A 12,908-nucleotide genomic window follows, 5' to 3' on the forward strand; every position below is an offset into this window, starting at 1 on the left:
CGATTGCGGCGCCGCCGCCGGCCGGCTCAGCGCGCGTACCGCGCCGCGTCGATCTTGCCGAGCAGCCACTGCATGCCGGCCAGGTGCTGCTGGTCGTGGCTGCACAGGTAATGGACCAGCCCGCGCACGGTCAGCGAACCGTAGCCGTCAAATTCGCCGGTACGCTCGAACTGTTCGGGCGTTAGGCGCGACAGCAGCGCCAGCGTCTCGCGTCGTGCGTCGCGAATCGCCGCGAGCACGTCGGACGCATACGCGTCGTCGTAGCGCCGTTCGATCGCGAGCGCGTCGCCATCGATCGACACGAGCAGCGGGTGGTCTTCGTCGAGCATGCGACGCAGCCGCACGTGATAGCAGCCGCACGTGATAGCCGTCGATCTCGATGTCACGCACGTGGCAGAGCTGCCCGAGCGGCGAGAAGTGCTCGCTCGGCATGCCGGCCCAGTTGTCGGGGGTCCAGCGCGCATAGCCGTCGGGCACGGCCGCGAAATGCGCTTCGAGCTGACGGGGAAAATCGGCGAGTGCGTCGAGCGTCGTCGGATTCATGCGGGAGCCTCCCTGTCGGATGAAGGCGAGCGGCAATCCTGGCACGGGCCTGCCGCCGCCGTTGCGTCACTTCACGCTGAAGCCGTACGCGCCCTGCGTGCGATGCCCGTCGGTCGCGACGGCCACCCACTTCACCGTGTACGCGCCCGTGCCGGGCGCCGCGAGCGGCACCGTCATCCGCTTGCGGTTCGACGCGTCGATGCGCGCGCGGCCGTCCGACACCGTCTTGCCGGCGCCATCGACGACGACGATCGAGCTGAATGCCGGCTCCAGCGGCTCGGTGAAGTCGATCGTGACGGCGGCCGGTGCGGTGGCCAGCGCGGCGCCCGCCGTAGGGTCGCTCTTCGCGAGATGCGCGTGCGCGAACGCGGTCGACGAAACGGTCGCGGCGACGATGACGGCGGCCGCATGGCGGCCGAACGGGAATGAATCGAAACGCATGGACTGTCCGTGAAGAATGAACGGGCGCCGCGCGCGGCGCAGTTCCGGCAGCTTACCAGCGCAGACGCGTTCATGCCGGTCGGGCGCCGGCGCTTGATAGAATGCGCGCGCTATGGATCTCGAAAGCATTCTCTACACCCAGGGCTTCGGCTCGCGCCGCCAGTGCCGCGGCCTGATCGAAGCAGGCCGCGTCGCCGTCGCGGGCGCCGTCGCGCCCGACCCGGACGCCACCTTCGATACCGACGGCCTCGTGTTCACGGTCGACGAGACGGCCTGGCCGTTCCACGCACGCGCGTATCTCGCGCTCAACAAGCCGGCCGGCTACGAATGCTCGCGCGATCCGCAGCACCATGCGAGCGTGTTCAGCCTGTTGCCCGCGCCGCTCGTCGCGCGCGGCGTGCAGTGCGTCGGCCGGCTCGACCAGGACACGACCGGCCTGTTGCTGTTGTCCGACGACGGCCAGTTCGTGCACGCGTACACGTCGCCGAAGCGCAAGGTGCCGAAGACCTACGTCGCGACCGTGCGCCACCCGCTCGACGATGCGCAATTGCACGCGCTGCGCACCGGCGTGCAACTACATGGCGAGCCGAAGCCGATCGCGGCCGTCGCCGCGGACGCCCGCGCCCCGCACACGCTCGCGCTGACCGTGCTCGAAGGCAAATACCACCAGGTCAAGCGGATGGTCGCGGCGGCGAGCAACCGCGTCGAATTGCTGCACCGCGAAAGCATCGGCGGGTTCACGCTGCCGGCCGATCTCGCGCCGGGCGCATGGCGGTGGCTCGACGAAGCCGACCTTTCCATGCTGCGCAATCCCGTCCAAACCCTGTAAGGGAAAATCCGCACGACCGTTCGGTGCCTGGCGGCCTCTCGACCGCAGGTTCCCCCGCTATACTGAAATCACAAGCTGCAAGAGCGGCGATGCAGGGGGAGACATCATGAACATCAACCATTCTTTCGAACTGTCGTCCGTGATGATCGCGTTCGCGGTCATCGGCGTCATCGTGATCGGCGGCCTGCTGGCCGCGATGCATCTGAAGCACAAATATCATCCGAACCTGATCGGCGCGCTGATCGGTGCGCTGCTGTGCTTCCTGCTGATCGAGGCGTTACCGGCGCTCACCTGACGCACCGCCCGGCGCGAGCGTTTGAAGGAAATCGTCTACGGTCGGATAGCGCAACGTCACGCACAATTCGGCCTTGAGCCGTGCGTTGGACAGGCGCCGCGACTCGCGCATGAACGACAGCAGCGTCGGCTCGAGCACGCGCTCCGCGTCCGCGCGGCTGACACGCGGCGGCTTCGGCAGGCCGAGCACCTGCGCGACCCGGTCGAAATACTCTCCCATCCGCAGTTCGGTATCATCCGACGCGTGCACGGCGCGCGCCGGCTTGCCGCGCTCGGCCGCACGACGCAGGATCGCCGCGAGATCGTCCGCGTGGATGTGATTCGTGTACACGTCGTCGGCCGGCTCGAGCGCCGGCGTACCGCGCTCGAGCCGCGCGACCGGCAGACGGTTCGCCGCATAGATGCCGGGAATGCGCACGATGCGCGCGGACAGCACGCCGCGCACCGTCGCCGCACGCAGTTGCCGCTCGGCCGACACGCGCCGGAACGCGCGCGGGTTCGCGGGGCGCAGCGGGTGCGTTTCGTCGATGCGCGCGCCGCCGCAGTCGCCGTAGACGCCCGTCGTGCTGGCGTAGACCAGCCTCGGCGCGCGAAGACCCTCGGGTACAATACGCGCTGCCCGAACGGACGCGCCGGCCTGTCGCGCCGCGCCGCGCAGCGTTCGGAGCCGGCCGACTGCCGATGCCGGCGGTACCGCCGGCCGACGCGCGGGCATGGACGTTGCGGCGATCAGTGCACGCGTGCGCCGGTCGTCGCGGCCGCCGGATGGCGGCGGCGCGAGATGCAGGATCGTGCGGGCAAGGCCCGCGAGGCGGCCGAGCGTCGCCCGGCGATCGAGGTCGCCGACGATCGGCGTCGCGCCCGCGGCGCGCAGTTCGTCGCGGCGAGCCGGGTGGCTCGTCAGCGCGAGGATGCGCAGGTCGGGGCGCGCGTCACGCCATTGCGCGACGCAGCGCATGCCGACGTCGCCGCAGCCGACGATCAGTACGCGCGGCCGGCGCAGGATTCGTGTCGCGATCATGTTGGTTGCGAGATCAGTAGCCGCCGTTGCGCGACGCGCAACGGTTTTGCATTGTAGCTGCCGTGCGCGACATGCACGGTCCCCCCATTTTGTTCTAGTTTGGTTCTATGGCATTCAACGTCACTCTCAAGCAAAGCGGCCGGCAATTCCAGGTCGAGTCGGATGAAACCGTGCTGGCGGCCGCGCTGCGCCAGAACGTCCATCTGCCGTACGGCTGCAAGAACGGCGCGTGCGGCTCCTGCAAGGGCCAGATCGTGTCGGGCCAGATCGAACAGGGCCCGCACGCCGCGTCGGCGCTGTCCAACGACGAACGCACGCGCGGCCTCGCGCTGCTGTGCTGCTCGAAGGCGCAATGCGATCTCGAGATCGACGTGCGCGAAATCGCCGGCGTCGACGGCGTGCAGGTGAAGAAGCTGCCGTGCCGGATCGCCGCGCTCGAACGCAAGGCGGACGACGTGATGGTCGTGAAGCTGCAGTTGCCGGCCAACGAACGCCTGCAGTACCTCGCGGGCCAGTACGTCGAATTCATCCTGAAGGACGGCTCGCGCCGCAGCTACTCGATGGCGAACGCGCCGCACGAGGAAGGCCCGATCGAGCTGCACATCCGCCACATGCCGGGCGGCAAGTTCACCGACCACGTATTCGGCGCGATGAAGGAGCGCGACATCCTGCGCTTCGAAGGCCCGCTCGGCACGTTCTTCCTGCGCGAGGATTCCGACAAGCCGATCGTGCTGCTCGCGTCGGGCACCGGCTTCGCGCCGATCAAGGCGATCATCGAGCACGTGAAGCACTCGGGCATCACGCGTCCGATGACGCTCTACTGGGGCGCGCGCCGCAAGAAGGACATCTATCTCGCCGAACTCGCCGAGCAGTGGGCGCGCGAGATCCCGAACTTCAAGTATGTCCCGGTGCTCTCCGAGCCGGACGACGCCGACCGGTGGACGGGCCGCACGGGCTTCGTCCACCGGGCGGTGATCGAGGACCTGCCCGATCTGTCCGGCCACCAGGTCTACGCGTGCGGTGCACCGGTGATGGTCGAATCCGCGCAGCGCGACTTCACGCAGCACCACGCGCTGCCGGCCGACGAGTTCTACGCGGACTCGTTCACGAGCGCCGCCGACCTCGCGCATCCGGTCTGAGCGGCGGGCGCGCCCGCGCCCCGCTGCGCGCCGCCGTGTCACATCCGTGGCATCGCGGCGGTTTACAGTGGGGCGCGGGATGCCTTATGCTTGCGCACATGAACCGCTTCCTGTCCGCTCTCCGACGTCGCCGCTCGCCGCTCCGCCCGGATGCCGCCGGCTCGTCACGGACTCGCGCGTAACCCTCCTCCGCTTCACCGGTTACGCACAAGCTGTTCGACCCACCAGCCACGGCCTTCCGTGGCTTTTTTATTGCCCGTTTCCCTTTCAACGCCCGCTGGAGTCTGCTGCCATGCCCCTGAACGATTATCCGATCGACTCGCTGATGTACATCACGAACCGCCCCGACATCGTGTTTACGCACGGCAAGGGTTCGTGGCTCTACGATCACACGGGCAAGCGCTATCTGGACTTCATCCAGGGCTGGGCCGTCAACAGCCTCGGCCACTGCAACGACGGCATCGTCGAAGCGCTGAAGACACAGGCCGAAAAGCTGCTGAATCCGTCGCCGGCGTTCTACAACGAGCCGATGGCGAAGCTCGCGGGCCTGCTCACGCAGCACAGCGTGTTCGACAAAGTGTTCTTCACGAACAGCGGCGCCGAGGCTAATGAAGGCGCGATCAAGCTCGCGCGCAAGTGGGGCCGCAAGTTCAGGAACGGCGCGTACGAGATCATCACGTTCGACCACAGCTTCCACGGCCGCACGCTCGCGACGATGTCGGCCAGCGGCAAGCCGGGCTGGGACACGATCTACGCGCCGCAGGTGCCGGGCTTCCCGAAGGCCGAGCTGAACAACATCGAGTCGGTCGAGAAGCTGATCACCGACAAGACCGTCGCCGTGATGCTCGAGCCGATCCAGGGCGAAGGCGGCGTGATCCCGGCCACGCGTGAATTCATGCAGGCGCTGCGCGCGCTGACGAAGCAGCACAACCTGCTGCTGATCGTCGACGAAGTGCAGAGCGGCTGCGGCCGCGCGGGCACGCTGTTCGCGTACGAGCTGTCCGGCATCGAGCCGGACGTCATGACGCTCGCGAAGGGCATCGGCGGCGGCGTACCGCTCGGCGCGCTGCTGTCGAAGGCCGATGTCGCGGTGTTCGAGGCCGGCGACCAGGGCGGCACGTACAACGGCAACCCGCTGATGACGGCGGTCGGCTATTCGGTGATCTCGCAGCTCGTCGCGCCCGGCTTCCTCGAAGGGGTGCGCGCGCGCAGCGAGTATCTGAAGCGCAAGCTGCTCGAGCTGTCGGAGGAACGCGGCTTCGAGGGCGAGCGCGGCGAAGGCCTGCTGCGCGCGCTGCTGCTCGGCAAGGACATCGGCCCGCAGATCGTCGAGAAGGCGCGCGACATGCAACCGGACGGCCTGCTGCTGAACGCCGCACGGCCGAACCTGCTGCGCTTCATGCCCGCGCTGAACGTGACGACCGAGGAAATCGACCAGATGATGGCGATGCTGCGGTCGATCCTCGACACGCTGTAAGGAGACCGCCGCGATGAATGCCGCCGCCGATGCTGTCGCGATCCGCCCGTTCGAACGCGCCGACACCGATGCCGTGCTCGCGGTATGGCGCGACGCGTTCCCGCAGTACGATGAGACCGGTGCGCCCCCGCACCGCGATCCGCTGCGATCGATCGAGCTGAAGCTCGCGACGCAGCCGGAACTGTTCTTCGTCGCGATCAGCGGCGCGCGCGTCGTCGGCACGCTGATGGCCGGTTTCGACGGACATCGCGGCTGGCTCTACTCGTTCGGCGTCGCGAACGACGCGCGCCGGCTCGGCGTCGGCCGCGCGCTGATCGCGCATGCGGAACGCGCGCTCGCCGCGCGCGGCTGCATGAAGATCAACCTGCAGGTGCTGCCCGGCAACGACGATGCATGCCGCTTCTACGCAGCGCTCGGCTATCGCGTCGAGGAACGCATCTCGTTCGGCAAGACGCTGCCGGTCGCGTAAAACCGCCGACGGCCGCCGCGCGGCTCAGCGCGTGATCGGCCCCGCGCCCGGCAGCGGATTGCCGAGCGCGTCGGTCGGCACGGCCTGCTGTTCGAACGCCGCGAAATACGCGGCCCACTGCGTGTCGCTCACGCGCACGAGCAGCGCGCCGTCCTGCCACACGTCGTTGTGATCGTTGTGGTCGTCGCCCGCGCGATGCAGGTAGTTCGGACCCGTCGAGCCCTGGTTCATGTGCGTGTCGTGGATGCCGTTGCCTTGCGCATAGGTGCGGCCGAACACGACGACGTCGAGCCCCTGCGACTGCGCGGCGTTCACGAGCCGCAGCAGCGACGGGATCGGCTCCGGATGCTCGGTGCCGTCCATCACCGCACTCGCGCGCCACGCGCCCGTGTCGCCCAGGATGTCGCTGCGCAGATAGTCGAGCGCGGGCAACGCCGTTTGCCCGGTCAGGTCCGTGTAGCCTTCGGCCGCGGCCGCGAGCGTCTGCGTGACCGGATGATGGAAATCGTAGACGAGCTTGTAGTTCAGCAGGTCGTCCGCGTCGTTGGTACCGACGTTGATCGCGACGTCCCAGTCGCCTGCCGGCAGCGCCAGCGTCAGGTGAACGTGATACTGGATCTCGCTGCCGTGCGGCGAACCCTTCAGCTTCGCGATCGACTTCACCTTCGCCTTCACGAAACCGTAGTCCAGACTCATGCGCGTTCTCCGTGTGCCGATGGGTAATCGATGCTACGCGGCCCGTGTGTCGGTTTGCGGGCTGCGGGCGGCCGGCGCGCCAGCCGCATGCACGATCCAATAGTCGAATGGAGTCGCCTTCGTGCGCACAGTTCGACGCGAATCGCCCCATACGAAAAAAAGCCGTCACGGTTTCCCGTAACGGCTTTCGACAGCCCGGGTGCGACGCGCGCAACCGGACTCGTTCGTTCGATCGCTTACTCGCCCAGATACGCGGCGCGCACCTTCGGATCGTCGAGCATCTGCTTCGCGTCGCCTTCCATCGTGACCGTGCCCGAGTCCATCACGTAGCCGCGATCGGCTGCCTGCAGCGCGAGGCGTGCGTTCTGCTCGACCAGCAGCACCGTGATGCCTTCCTTCGAGATCTCGCGCACCACTTCGAAGATCTTCTCGACCATGATCGGCGACAACCCCATCGACGGCTCGTCGAGCAGCAGCAGCTTCGGCTTGCTCAGAATCGCGCGCGACATCGCCAGCATCTGCTGCTCGCCGCCCGACAGCGTGCCCGCGAGCTGCGTCGCCCGTTCCTTCAGGCGCGGGAAGAAGCCGAACATCCGGTCGACGTCCTTCTTGATCTGGTCGTTGTCGTTGCGCAGGTACGCGCCCATCTGCATGTTCTCGATGATCGACATCCGCGCGAAGATCCCGCGGCCTTCCGGCACCATCGCGAGGCCGCGCTTGAGCAGCTCGTGCGACGGCACGCCCTTGATCGACTTGCCGTCGTACTCGATGTCGCCCGCCGAGTACGGCTTCAGGCCGGTGATCGCCTTCATCGTCGTGGTCTTGCCGGCGCCGTTCGCGCCGATCAGCGTCACGAGCTCGCCCTGGCGGACTTCCATGTCAACGCCCTTGACGGCCTGGATGCCGCCGTAGTTGACCTGCAAGCCCTTGATTTTCAACATTGCCGCTGCCATCAGTGCACCCCTGCGCCGAGATATGCCTCAATCACCTTCGGATTCTTCTGCACGTCCTGCGGCAGACCCTCGGCGATCACCTTGCCGTAATCGAGCACCGTCATCCGGTTGCACAGCCCCATCACGAGCTTCACGTCGTGCTCGATCAGCAGGATCGTGCGGCCGTCCGAACGGATCTTGTCGAGCAGGCGCGTGAGTTCGACCTTCTCGGTCGCGTTCATCCCGGCTGCCGGCTCGTCGAGCGCGAGCAGCTTCGGGTCGGTCGCCAATGCACGGGCGATTTCCAGCCGGCGCTGGTGACCGTACGACAGGTTGCGCGACGTGTAGTCCGCGTACTGCAGCACGCCGACGTAGTCGAGCAGCTCGATCGCGCGTTCCTTGATCTCGCGCTCTTCCTGACGTTCGGCCGGCGTCTGGAACACCGCGCCGAGCAGCCCGTGCTTGGTGCGCACGTGGCGGCCCACCATCACGTTCTCGAGCGCCGTCATCCCGCCGAACAGGCGGATGTTCTGGAATGTGCGCGCGATGCCGGCCCTGGCCACCTGGTGCACGGCCGTCGGCGTGTAGTTCGTGCCGTCCAGCTTGAAGTCGCCGGAGTCCGGCGTGTAAAGGCCCGTGATCACGTTGAAGAACGTGGTCTTGCCGGCGCCGTTCGGGCCGATCAGCCCGTAGATCTCGCCTTCCTTGATCTGCAGGCCGACGTCGGACAGCGCCTGCAGCCCGCCGAAGCGCTTGTTCACGCCCGAGACGGACAGTCGGATTTGCTTGTCGCTCATGTGTTTATCCCCTTGTCCGTAGGTTACGCGCGCACCGGCTTCTTGCTGTTGCGCTTCGCCAGTTTCGCGATCTTGTCCTCATGCTTCGGCGCGGGCCACAGGCCTTCCGAGCGATACAGCATGATGATCACCATCGCGAGGCCGTACAGCGCCTGACGGATCACTTCCGTATCGACGATGTCATGACCGAACAGCGCATGCTGCAGCGGGCTCATCGTCGAACGCAGGAATTCCGGGAAGATCGCGAGCAGCACCGCACCCAGGATCACGCCCGGGATGTGGCCCATGCCGCCGAGCACCACGCACGCGAGCACGACGATCGATTCCCAGAACGTGAACGACTCGGGCGACACGAAGCCCTGGAACGCGCCGAACATCGAGCCCGACAGGCCGCCGAACGACGCGCCCATCGCGAACGCGAGCAGCTTCACGTTACGGGTGTTGATGCCCATTGCCTTCGCGGCGATCTCGTCTTCGCGGATCGCGGCCCACGCGCGGCCGATACGCGAGTGCTGCAGACGCGTACACACCCAGATCACCAGCAGCGAGCAGAGCACGAACAGGTAGTAGTACATGTACACCGACGGCAGCTGGAAGCCGAACAGCGTATGCGTCTGCGACAGGTTGAAGCCGCCGACGTGCACCGGATCGATGCCCGTGATCCCCTTCGGGCCGTTGGTGATGTTCACCGGACGGTCGAGGTTGTTCATGAAGATCCGGACGATTTCACCGAAGCCGAGCGTGACGATCGCCAGGTAGTCGCCGCGCAGGCGCAGCGTTGGCGCGCCGAGCAGGATCCCGAAGGTCGCCGCGAGCGCCATCGCGATCGGCACGATCAGCAGGAACGGCACGTGCAGGCCGTTCGGCGCGAGCGCCGCGATCCACTCGAACTGCGAGGTCAGGTGCGGCGAGCTCAGGAGCGCCGCCGTGTACGCGCCCACCGCGTAGAACGCGATGTAGCCGAGGTCGAGCAGGCCGGCGAAGCCGACCACCACGTTCAGGCCCAGCGCGAGCATCACGTACAGCATCGCGAAGTCGAGCACGCGGACCCAGTAGTTGCCGCCGGCCGAGCCGATCACGATCGGCGCGGCGATCACGAGGACCGCAGTGAGGAGGCCGATGACGACGGTCTTGGCGGTGTTGCGCTCTTCGACGAGCGACGTCGACGATTCGATCGGTTGAATGGATGTCATGTTGTTTGCTCCCCTTCCGTTACGCGCGGTCCGCGACCCGTTCGCCCAGCAGGCCGGACGGACGGAACACCAGCACGATGATCAGCACGACGAAGGCGAACACGTCCTGGTAGTTACTGCCGAATACGCCGCCCGTGAGGTTGCCGATGTAGCCGGCCCCGAGCTGCTCGATCAGGCCGAGCAGCACGCCGCCGACCATCGCGCCGCCGAGGTTGCCGATCCCGCCGAGCACCGCGGCCGTGAACGCCTTCATGCCGGGGATGAAGCCCATGTAGAAGTGCACGTTGCCGTATTCGGACGCGATCATCACGCCGGCCAGCGCGGCGAGCGCGGAGCCGATCATGAACGTCGCGGAGATCACGAAGTTCGGGTTCACGCCCATCAGGCTCGCCGTATTCGGGCTTTCGGCGATCGCGCGCATCGCGCGGCCGAGCTTGGTCTTGTGCACGAGCAGCAGCAGGCCGCCCATCACGAGGAACGCGACCGCGATGATCACGATTTCGGTGACCGAGATCACGGCGCCGGGCGTCGTGTCGGTGGCCTTGATCACGTTGATCGGGTCGGTCGGCAGCAATTGCGGGAACGGCAGCGGGTTGCGCGACCAGATGATCATCGCAGCCGTCTGCAGCAGGATCGACACGCCGATCGCGGTGATCAGCGGCGCGAGGCGCGGCGCGCGGCGCAGCGGCCGGTACGCGACGCGCTCGATCGTGAAGCCGACGAACGCACAGACGACCGCGGCGATGCCCAGGCCGATCGTCAGCGTCGCGACGTTGCCGAGTCCGGGAAAGTGATTCTGCAGCACGGTGATGGCCGACAGCGCGACCATCGCGCCGATCATCAGCACGTCGCCGTGCGCGAAGTTGATGATGCCGAGAATGCCGTACACCATCGTGTATCCCAACGCGATGATGGCGTACACACTGCCGAGCACCAGCCCGTTGAGAACCTGCTGGACGAAAATATCCATTTAAAGCTCCTTGGCCCGTGCTGCCGGAGGACGTTGCGCCCCGCGGGTAAGCGAGGAATCGCGCCTTCTCGGCGACACTGCGGGTACTAGTCGATACCGGTAAGGGTGGATCGTCCCGGCGCGCGCCGCCCGGCCTGTACGGCCGGACCTGCCGCCGGAGCGGATACAAAAACGGCACCGCACTGATCCGGTGCCGTCATGAGTCCCGTCGCTAAATCGTCACGACATCGAGGACGGTGTTCGTGGCCTCCTTGAAGTCGTGGGGCAGCATGCCGAGACGGCCGTCGTCCGGTTTCCCGGCATCCGTGCCTTGGTCCGTCCGGTGCCATGCAAGCATCGCGCCAGGACGGATCGGATTCCGCGCCACGTCGCCCGACAAGGCGTTGCGACGGCCGCGCCCGACGTTCGTCAGGACTGCATCGGAATCCATCGTACGAACCAGACGGCGCGCCACGACACGGTCGGTCGCGGCGGCGCGCTGTTTCGTCGAATCGAATTGAAGGGGGAACAGAGGCGTCTGCACGCTGCCGGCAACGCCGCGATCGTCCGGCTTCCGTCGACCGGCGGCTTGCCGCGATGCAGCCGGCATGCCCGCTGCCGGACCGGCCGCCGGTCCAAGCGCGTTGATTTCCTCGATCGTCAAACGTGCCCCGTTTTCCTTGTCCCTGCCCTGTTGCACGAGACGGCGCGCCGATGGCGCCGCCCGTCCGGTTCCGGCGGCGCGCACGCCGCTGGCCGATGGTGCCGCGAACCCCGCAGCCTTCCTGCCCGCCCCGTCGTCGCTCTTTTTGCTGCAACCGGCAAGCATTGCAACCGGTGCGGCGACGGACACGGCGTAAGCCAACTTCACATGCATTGAATGGTCTCCCGCGCCTTGCCAAAACCCGTTTCAAAGCCATTCCGGCTTGAAAACGGCCGCATTGTAACTCCATTTATAGGCCGCCAATATTCCTGATTCGATGGGGTTTTCCTGCATTGCAACCAATTTTGAGACACGATTGCGCGAGCCGAGAGCAACCGGGTTGCACCATCGCTGGGAATAATGGTTGCGATATGAATTTCGAGGCACAAAAAAAGCGCGCCGGGAAGGCGCGCTTCGGTGTTCCGCGGGGTGCGATGCGGCAATCAGGCGGCGGGCGGCAGGTTCAACCCGCGCGGCAGCGGAAACGACACGTTTTCCTCGATGCCGTCGAGTGCGCGGACGTTGCGCACGCCGAGTTCGCGCAGCCGCGCGATCACGGCCTGGGCGAGCACCTCGGGCGCCGACGCGCCGGCCGTCACGCCGATGCGGCGCTTGCCGGCGACCCACGCCGGATCGATCTGGTCCGGTGCATCGACCATGTACGCGGCCACGCCGCGCTTTTCGGCCACTTCGCGCAGCCGGCTCGAGTTCGAGCTGTTCGGGCTGCCGACCACGATCACGACATCGCATTGCGGCGCCATGAACTTCACCGCGTCCTGGCGGTTCTGCGTCGCGTAGCAGATGTCCTGCTTCTTCGGCTCGCGGATCTTCGGATACTTCGCCTTCAGCGCGCCGATGATCTCGGCCGCGTCGTCGACGGACAGCGTCGTCTGCGTGACGAGCGCGATGCGTTCGGGATCGGCGAGCTCGAGCTTCTGTACGTCCTCGACGCTTTCGACGAGGTGCATGCCGCGCTCGACCTGGCCCATCGTGCCTTCGACTTCCGGATGGCCCTTGTGCCCGATCATGACGATGTCGACGCCATCCTGGCGCATCTTCGCCACTTCGACGTGCACCTTCGTGACGAGCGGGCAGGTTGCGTCGTAAATGCGCAGGCCGCGCACGTCGGCCTCGTCGCGCACGGCTTTCGACACACCGTGCGCACTGAAGATCACGGTATTGCCGGCCGGCACTTCCTCGAGCTCCTCGACGAAGATCGCGCCCTTCTTCCTCAGATCCTCGACCACGTACTTGTTGTGGACGATTTCGTGACGCACGTAGATCGGCGCGCCGTGCATCGCGATGGCGCGCTCGACGATCTCGATCGCGCGGTCGACGCCCGCGCAGAAACCGCGCGGCTGGGCCAGCAGGATTTCGGCGTCGGCGGCGACGGTCTGCCCGGACAGCGTATCGGTGGTACTCATG

General features: G+C 66.8%; 14 protein-coding genes and 1 pseudogene. 5 read left to right on the top strand and 10 right to left on the bottom strand.

The window, feature by feature from the left end:
• Window positions 1-26 precede the first annotated feature (26 nt).
• Window positions 27-543 (bottom strand): annotated as a pseudogene (locus JYG37_RS14860) (DinB family protein).
• A 66-nt stretch (window positions 544-609) separates the two neighbouring features.
• Entirely contained in the window at window positions 610-984 is a 375-nt protein-coding gene (copC, locus tag JYG37_RS14865) for a copper homeostasis periplasmic binding protein CopC (RefSeq protein WP_213345550.1), read from the bottom strand.
• 112 nt (window positions 985-1,096) lie between these two features.
• Here copC and JYG37_RS14870 point away from each other — a divergent pair, with 112 nt between their 5' ends.
• Window positions 1,097-1,813 carry a pseudouridine synthase gene (locus tag JYG37_RS14870; protein ID WP_124554753.1) on the top strand — a complete coding sequence of 239 codons (717 nt, stop codon included), beginning with the start codon at window positions 1,097-1,099 and terminating at the stop codon, window positions 1,811-1,813.
• Window positions 1,814-1,919: 106 nt separating this feature from the next.
• A complete protein-coding gene (locus JYG37_RS14875) occupies window positions 1,920-2,108 on the top strand; it encodes a hypothetical protein (protein WP_050017523.1) in 189 nt (62 codons plus the stop codon).
• Here JYG37_RS14875 and JYG37_RS14880 read toward each other — a convergent pair.
• Window positions 2,091-3,128 (bottom strand): NAD-dependent epimerase/dehydratase family protein, encoded by a 1,038-nt coding sequence (locus tag JYG37_RS14880; RefSeq protein ID WP_124637676.1) that lies wholly within the window; start codon window positions 3,126-3,128, stop codon window positions 2,091-2,093. The two genes, JYG37_RS14875 and JYG37_RS14880, sit on opposite strands and share 18 nt — an antisense overlap.
• A 107-nt stretch (window positions 3,129-3,235) precedes the next feature.
• Between JYG37_RS14880 and JYG37_RS14885 the strand changes: the two genes are divergently transcribed.
• The 3 genes from JYG37_RS14885 to JYG37_RS14895 all read left to right on the top strand — a co-directional run bounded on the left by JYG37_RS14885 (window position 3,236) and on the right by JYG37_RS14895 (window position 6,213).
• Window positions 3,236-4,267, top strand: coding sequence for a CDP-6-deoxy-delta-3,4-glucoseen reductase (locus JYG37_RS14885; RefSeq protein WP_050017525.1), 1,032 nt, complete (start codon window positions 3,236-3,238; stop codon window positions 4,265-4,267).
• 292 nt (window positions 4,268-4,559) lie between these two features.
• Complete coding sequence (locus tag JYG37_RS14890) at window positions 4,560-5,744, top strand: acetylornithine transaminase (RefSeq protein WP_124679264.1); 1,185 nt, start codon at window positions 4,560-4,562, stop codon at window positions 5,742-5,744.
• Between the two features lie 13 nt (window positions 5,745-5,757).
• Complete coding sequence (locus tag JYG37_RS14895) at window positions 5,758-6,213, top strand: GNAT family acetyltransferase (RefSeq protein WP_050017527.1); 456 nt, start codon at window positions 5,758-5,760, stop codon at window positions 6,211-6,213.
• Between the two features lie 24 nt (window positions 6,214-6,237).
• On the opposite strand, the gene JYG37_RS14900 is transcribed toward JYG37_RS14895, so the two are convergent.
• From JYG37_RS14900 to ispH, 7 genes are all read right to left on the bottom strand, one after another.
• Window positions 6,238-6,909: a DUF2278 family protein gene (locus tag JYG37_RS14900; RefSeq protein WP_050017528.1), complete on the bottom strand. Its 672-nt coding sequence runs from the start codon at window positions 6,907-6,909 to the stop codon at window positions 6,238-6,240.
• A 236-nt stretch (window positions 6,910-7,145) separates the two neighbouring features.
• The gene (locus tag JYG37_RS14905; protein ID WP_050017530.1) at window positions 7,146-7,862 is read right to left on the bottom strand and encodes an ABC transporter ATP-binding protein; all 717 of its coding nucleotides are present in this window, start codon (window positions 7,860-7,862) and stop codon (window positions 7,146-7,148) included.
• Window positions 7,862-8,638 carry an ABC transporter ATP-binding protein gene (locus tag JYG37_RS14910; RefSeq protein WP_124631842.1) on the bottom strand — a complete coding sequence of 259 codons (777 nt, stop codon included), beginning with the start codon at window positions 8,636-8,638 and terminating at the stop codon, window positions 7,862-7,864. The genes JYG37_RS14905 and JYG37_RS14910 overlap by 1 nt, the downstream gene beginning before the upstream one ends.
• A 23-nt stretch (window positions 8,639-8,661) precedes the next feature.
• On the bottom strand, window positions 8,662-9,831 hold the full coding sequence (locus JYG37_RS14915) for an ABC transporter permease subunit (protein ID WP_006488940.1): 1,170 nt from the start codon (window positions 9,829-9,831) through the stop codon (window positions 8,662-8,664).
• A 19-nt stretch (window positions 9,832-9,850) separates the two neighbouring features.
• Window positions 9,851-10,801 carry a branched-chain amino acid ABC transporter permease gene (locus JYG37_RS14920; RefSeq protein WP_021160758.1) on the bottom strand — a complete coding sequence of 317 codons (951 nt, stop codon included), beginning with the start codon at window positions 10,799-10,801 and terminating at the stop codon, window positions 9,851-9,853.
• A 211-nt stretch (window positions 10,802-11,012) separates the two neighbouring features.
• Window positions 11,013-11,657, bottom strand: coding sequence for an amino acid-binding protein (locus JYG37_RS14925; RefSeq protein ID WP_124637679.1), 645 nt, complete (start codon window positions 11,655-11,657; stop codon window positions 11,013-11,015).
• 269 nt (window positions 11,658-11,926) lie between these two features.
• Window positions 11,927-12,907 (bottom strand): 4-hydroxy-3-methylbut-2-enyl diphosphate reductase, encoded by a 981-nt coding sequence (gene ispH / locus JYG37_RS14930; RefSeq protein WP_050017533.1) that lies wholly within the window; start codon window positions 12,905-12,907, stop codon window positions 11,927-11,929.
• Window position 12,908 lies beyond the last annotated feature (1 nt).

Source organism: Burkholderia sp. LAS2, assembly GCF_018417615.1.
In the GTDB taxonomy this organism is placed as follows: Bacteria; Pseudomonadota; Gammaproteobacteria; order Burkholderiales; family Burkholderiaceae; genus Burkholderia; species Burkholderia sola.

Excerpts from the sequence above, each read along its gene's own strand:
- copC (WP_213345550.1), bottom strand. The coding sequence starts at position 984 with ATGCGTTTCGATTCATTCCCGTTCGGCCGCCATGCGGCCGCCGTCATC.
- JYG37_RS14870 (WP_124554753.1), top strand. The coding sequence starts at position 1,097 with ATGGATCTCGAAAGCATTCTCTACACCCAGGGCTTCGGCTCGCGCCGC.
- JYG37_RS14875 (WP_050017523.1), top strand. The coding sequence starts at position 1,920 with ATGAACATCAACCATTCTTTCGAACTGTCGTCCGTGATGATCGCGTTC.
- JYG37_RS14880 (WP_124637676.1), bottom strand. The coding sequence starts at position 3,128 with ATGATCGCGACACGAATCCTGCGCCGGCCGCGCGTACTGATCGTCGGC.
- JYG37_RS14885 (WP_050017525.1), top strand. The coding sequence starts at position 3,236 with ATGGCATTCAACGTCACTCTCAAGCAAAGCGGCCGGCAATTCCAGGTC.
- JYG37_RS14890 (WP_124679264.1), top strand. The coding sequence starts at position 4,560 with ATGCCCCTGAACGATTATCCGATCGACTCGCTGATGTACATCACGAAC.
- JYG37_RS14895 (WP_050017527.1), top strand. The coding sequence starts at position 5,758 with ATGAATGCCGCCGCCGATGCTGTCGCGATCCGCCCGTTCGAACGCGCC.
- JYG37_RS14900 (WP_050017528.1), bottom strand. The coding sequence starts at position 6,909 with ATGAGTCTGGACTACGGTTTCGTGAAGGCGAAGGTGAAGTCGATCGCG.
- JYG37_RS14905 (WP_050017530.1), bottom strand. The coding sequence starts at position 7,862 with ATGGCAGCGGCAATGTTGAAAATCAAGGGCTTGCAGGTCAACTACGGC.
- JYG37_RS14910 (WP_124631842.1), bottom strand. The coding sequence starts at position 8,638 with ATGAGCGACAAGCAAATCCGACTGTCCGTCTCGGGCGTGAACAAGCGC.
- JYG37_RS14915 (WP_006488940.1), bottom strand. The coding sequence starts at position 9,831 with ATGACATCCATTCAACCGATCGAATCGTCGACGTCGCTCGTCGAAGAG.
- JYG37_RS14920 (WP_021160758.1), bottom strand. The coding sequence starts at position 10,801 with ATGGATATTTTCGTCCAGCAGGTTCTCAACGGGCTGGTGCTCGGCAGT.
- JYG37_RS14925 (WP_124637679.1), bottom strand. The coding sequence starts at position 11,657 with ATGCATGTGAAGTTGGCTTACGCCGTGTCCGTCGCCGCACCGGTTGCA.
- ispH (WP_050017533.1), bottom strand. The coding sequence starts at position 12,907 with ATGAGTACCACCGATACGCTGTCCGGGCAGACCGTCGCCGCCGACGCC.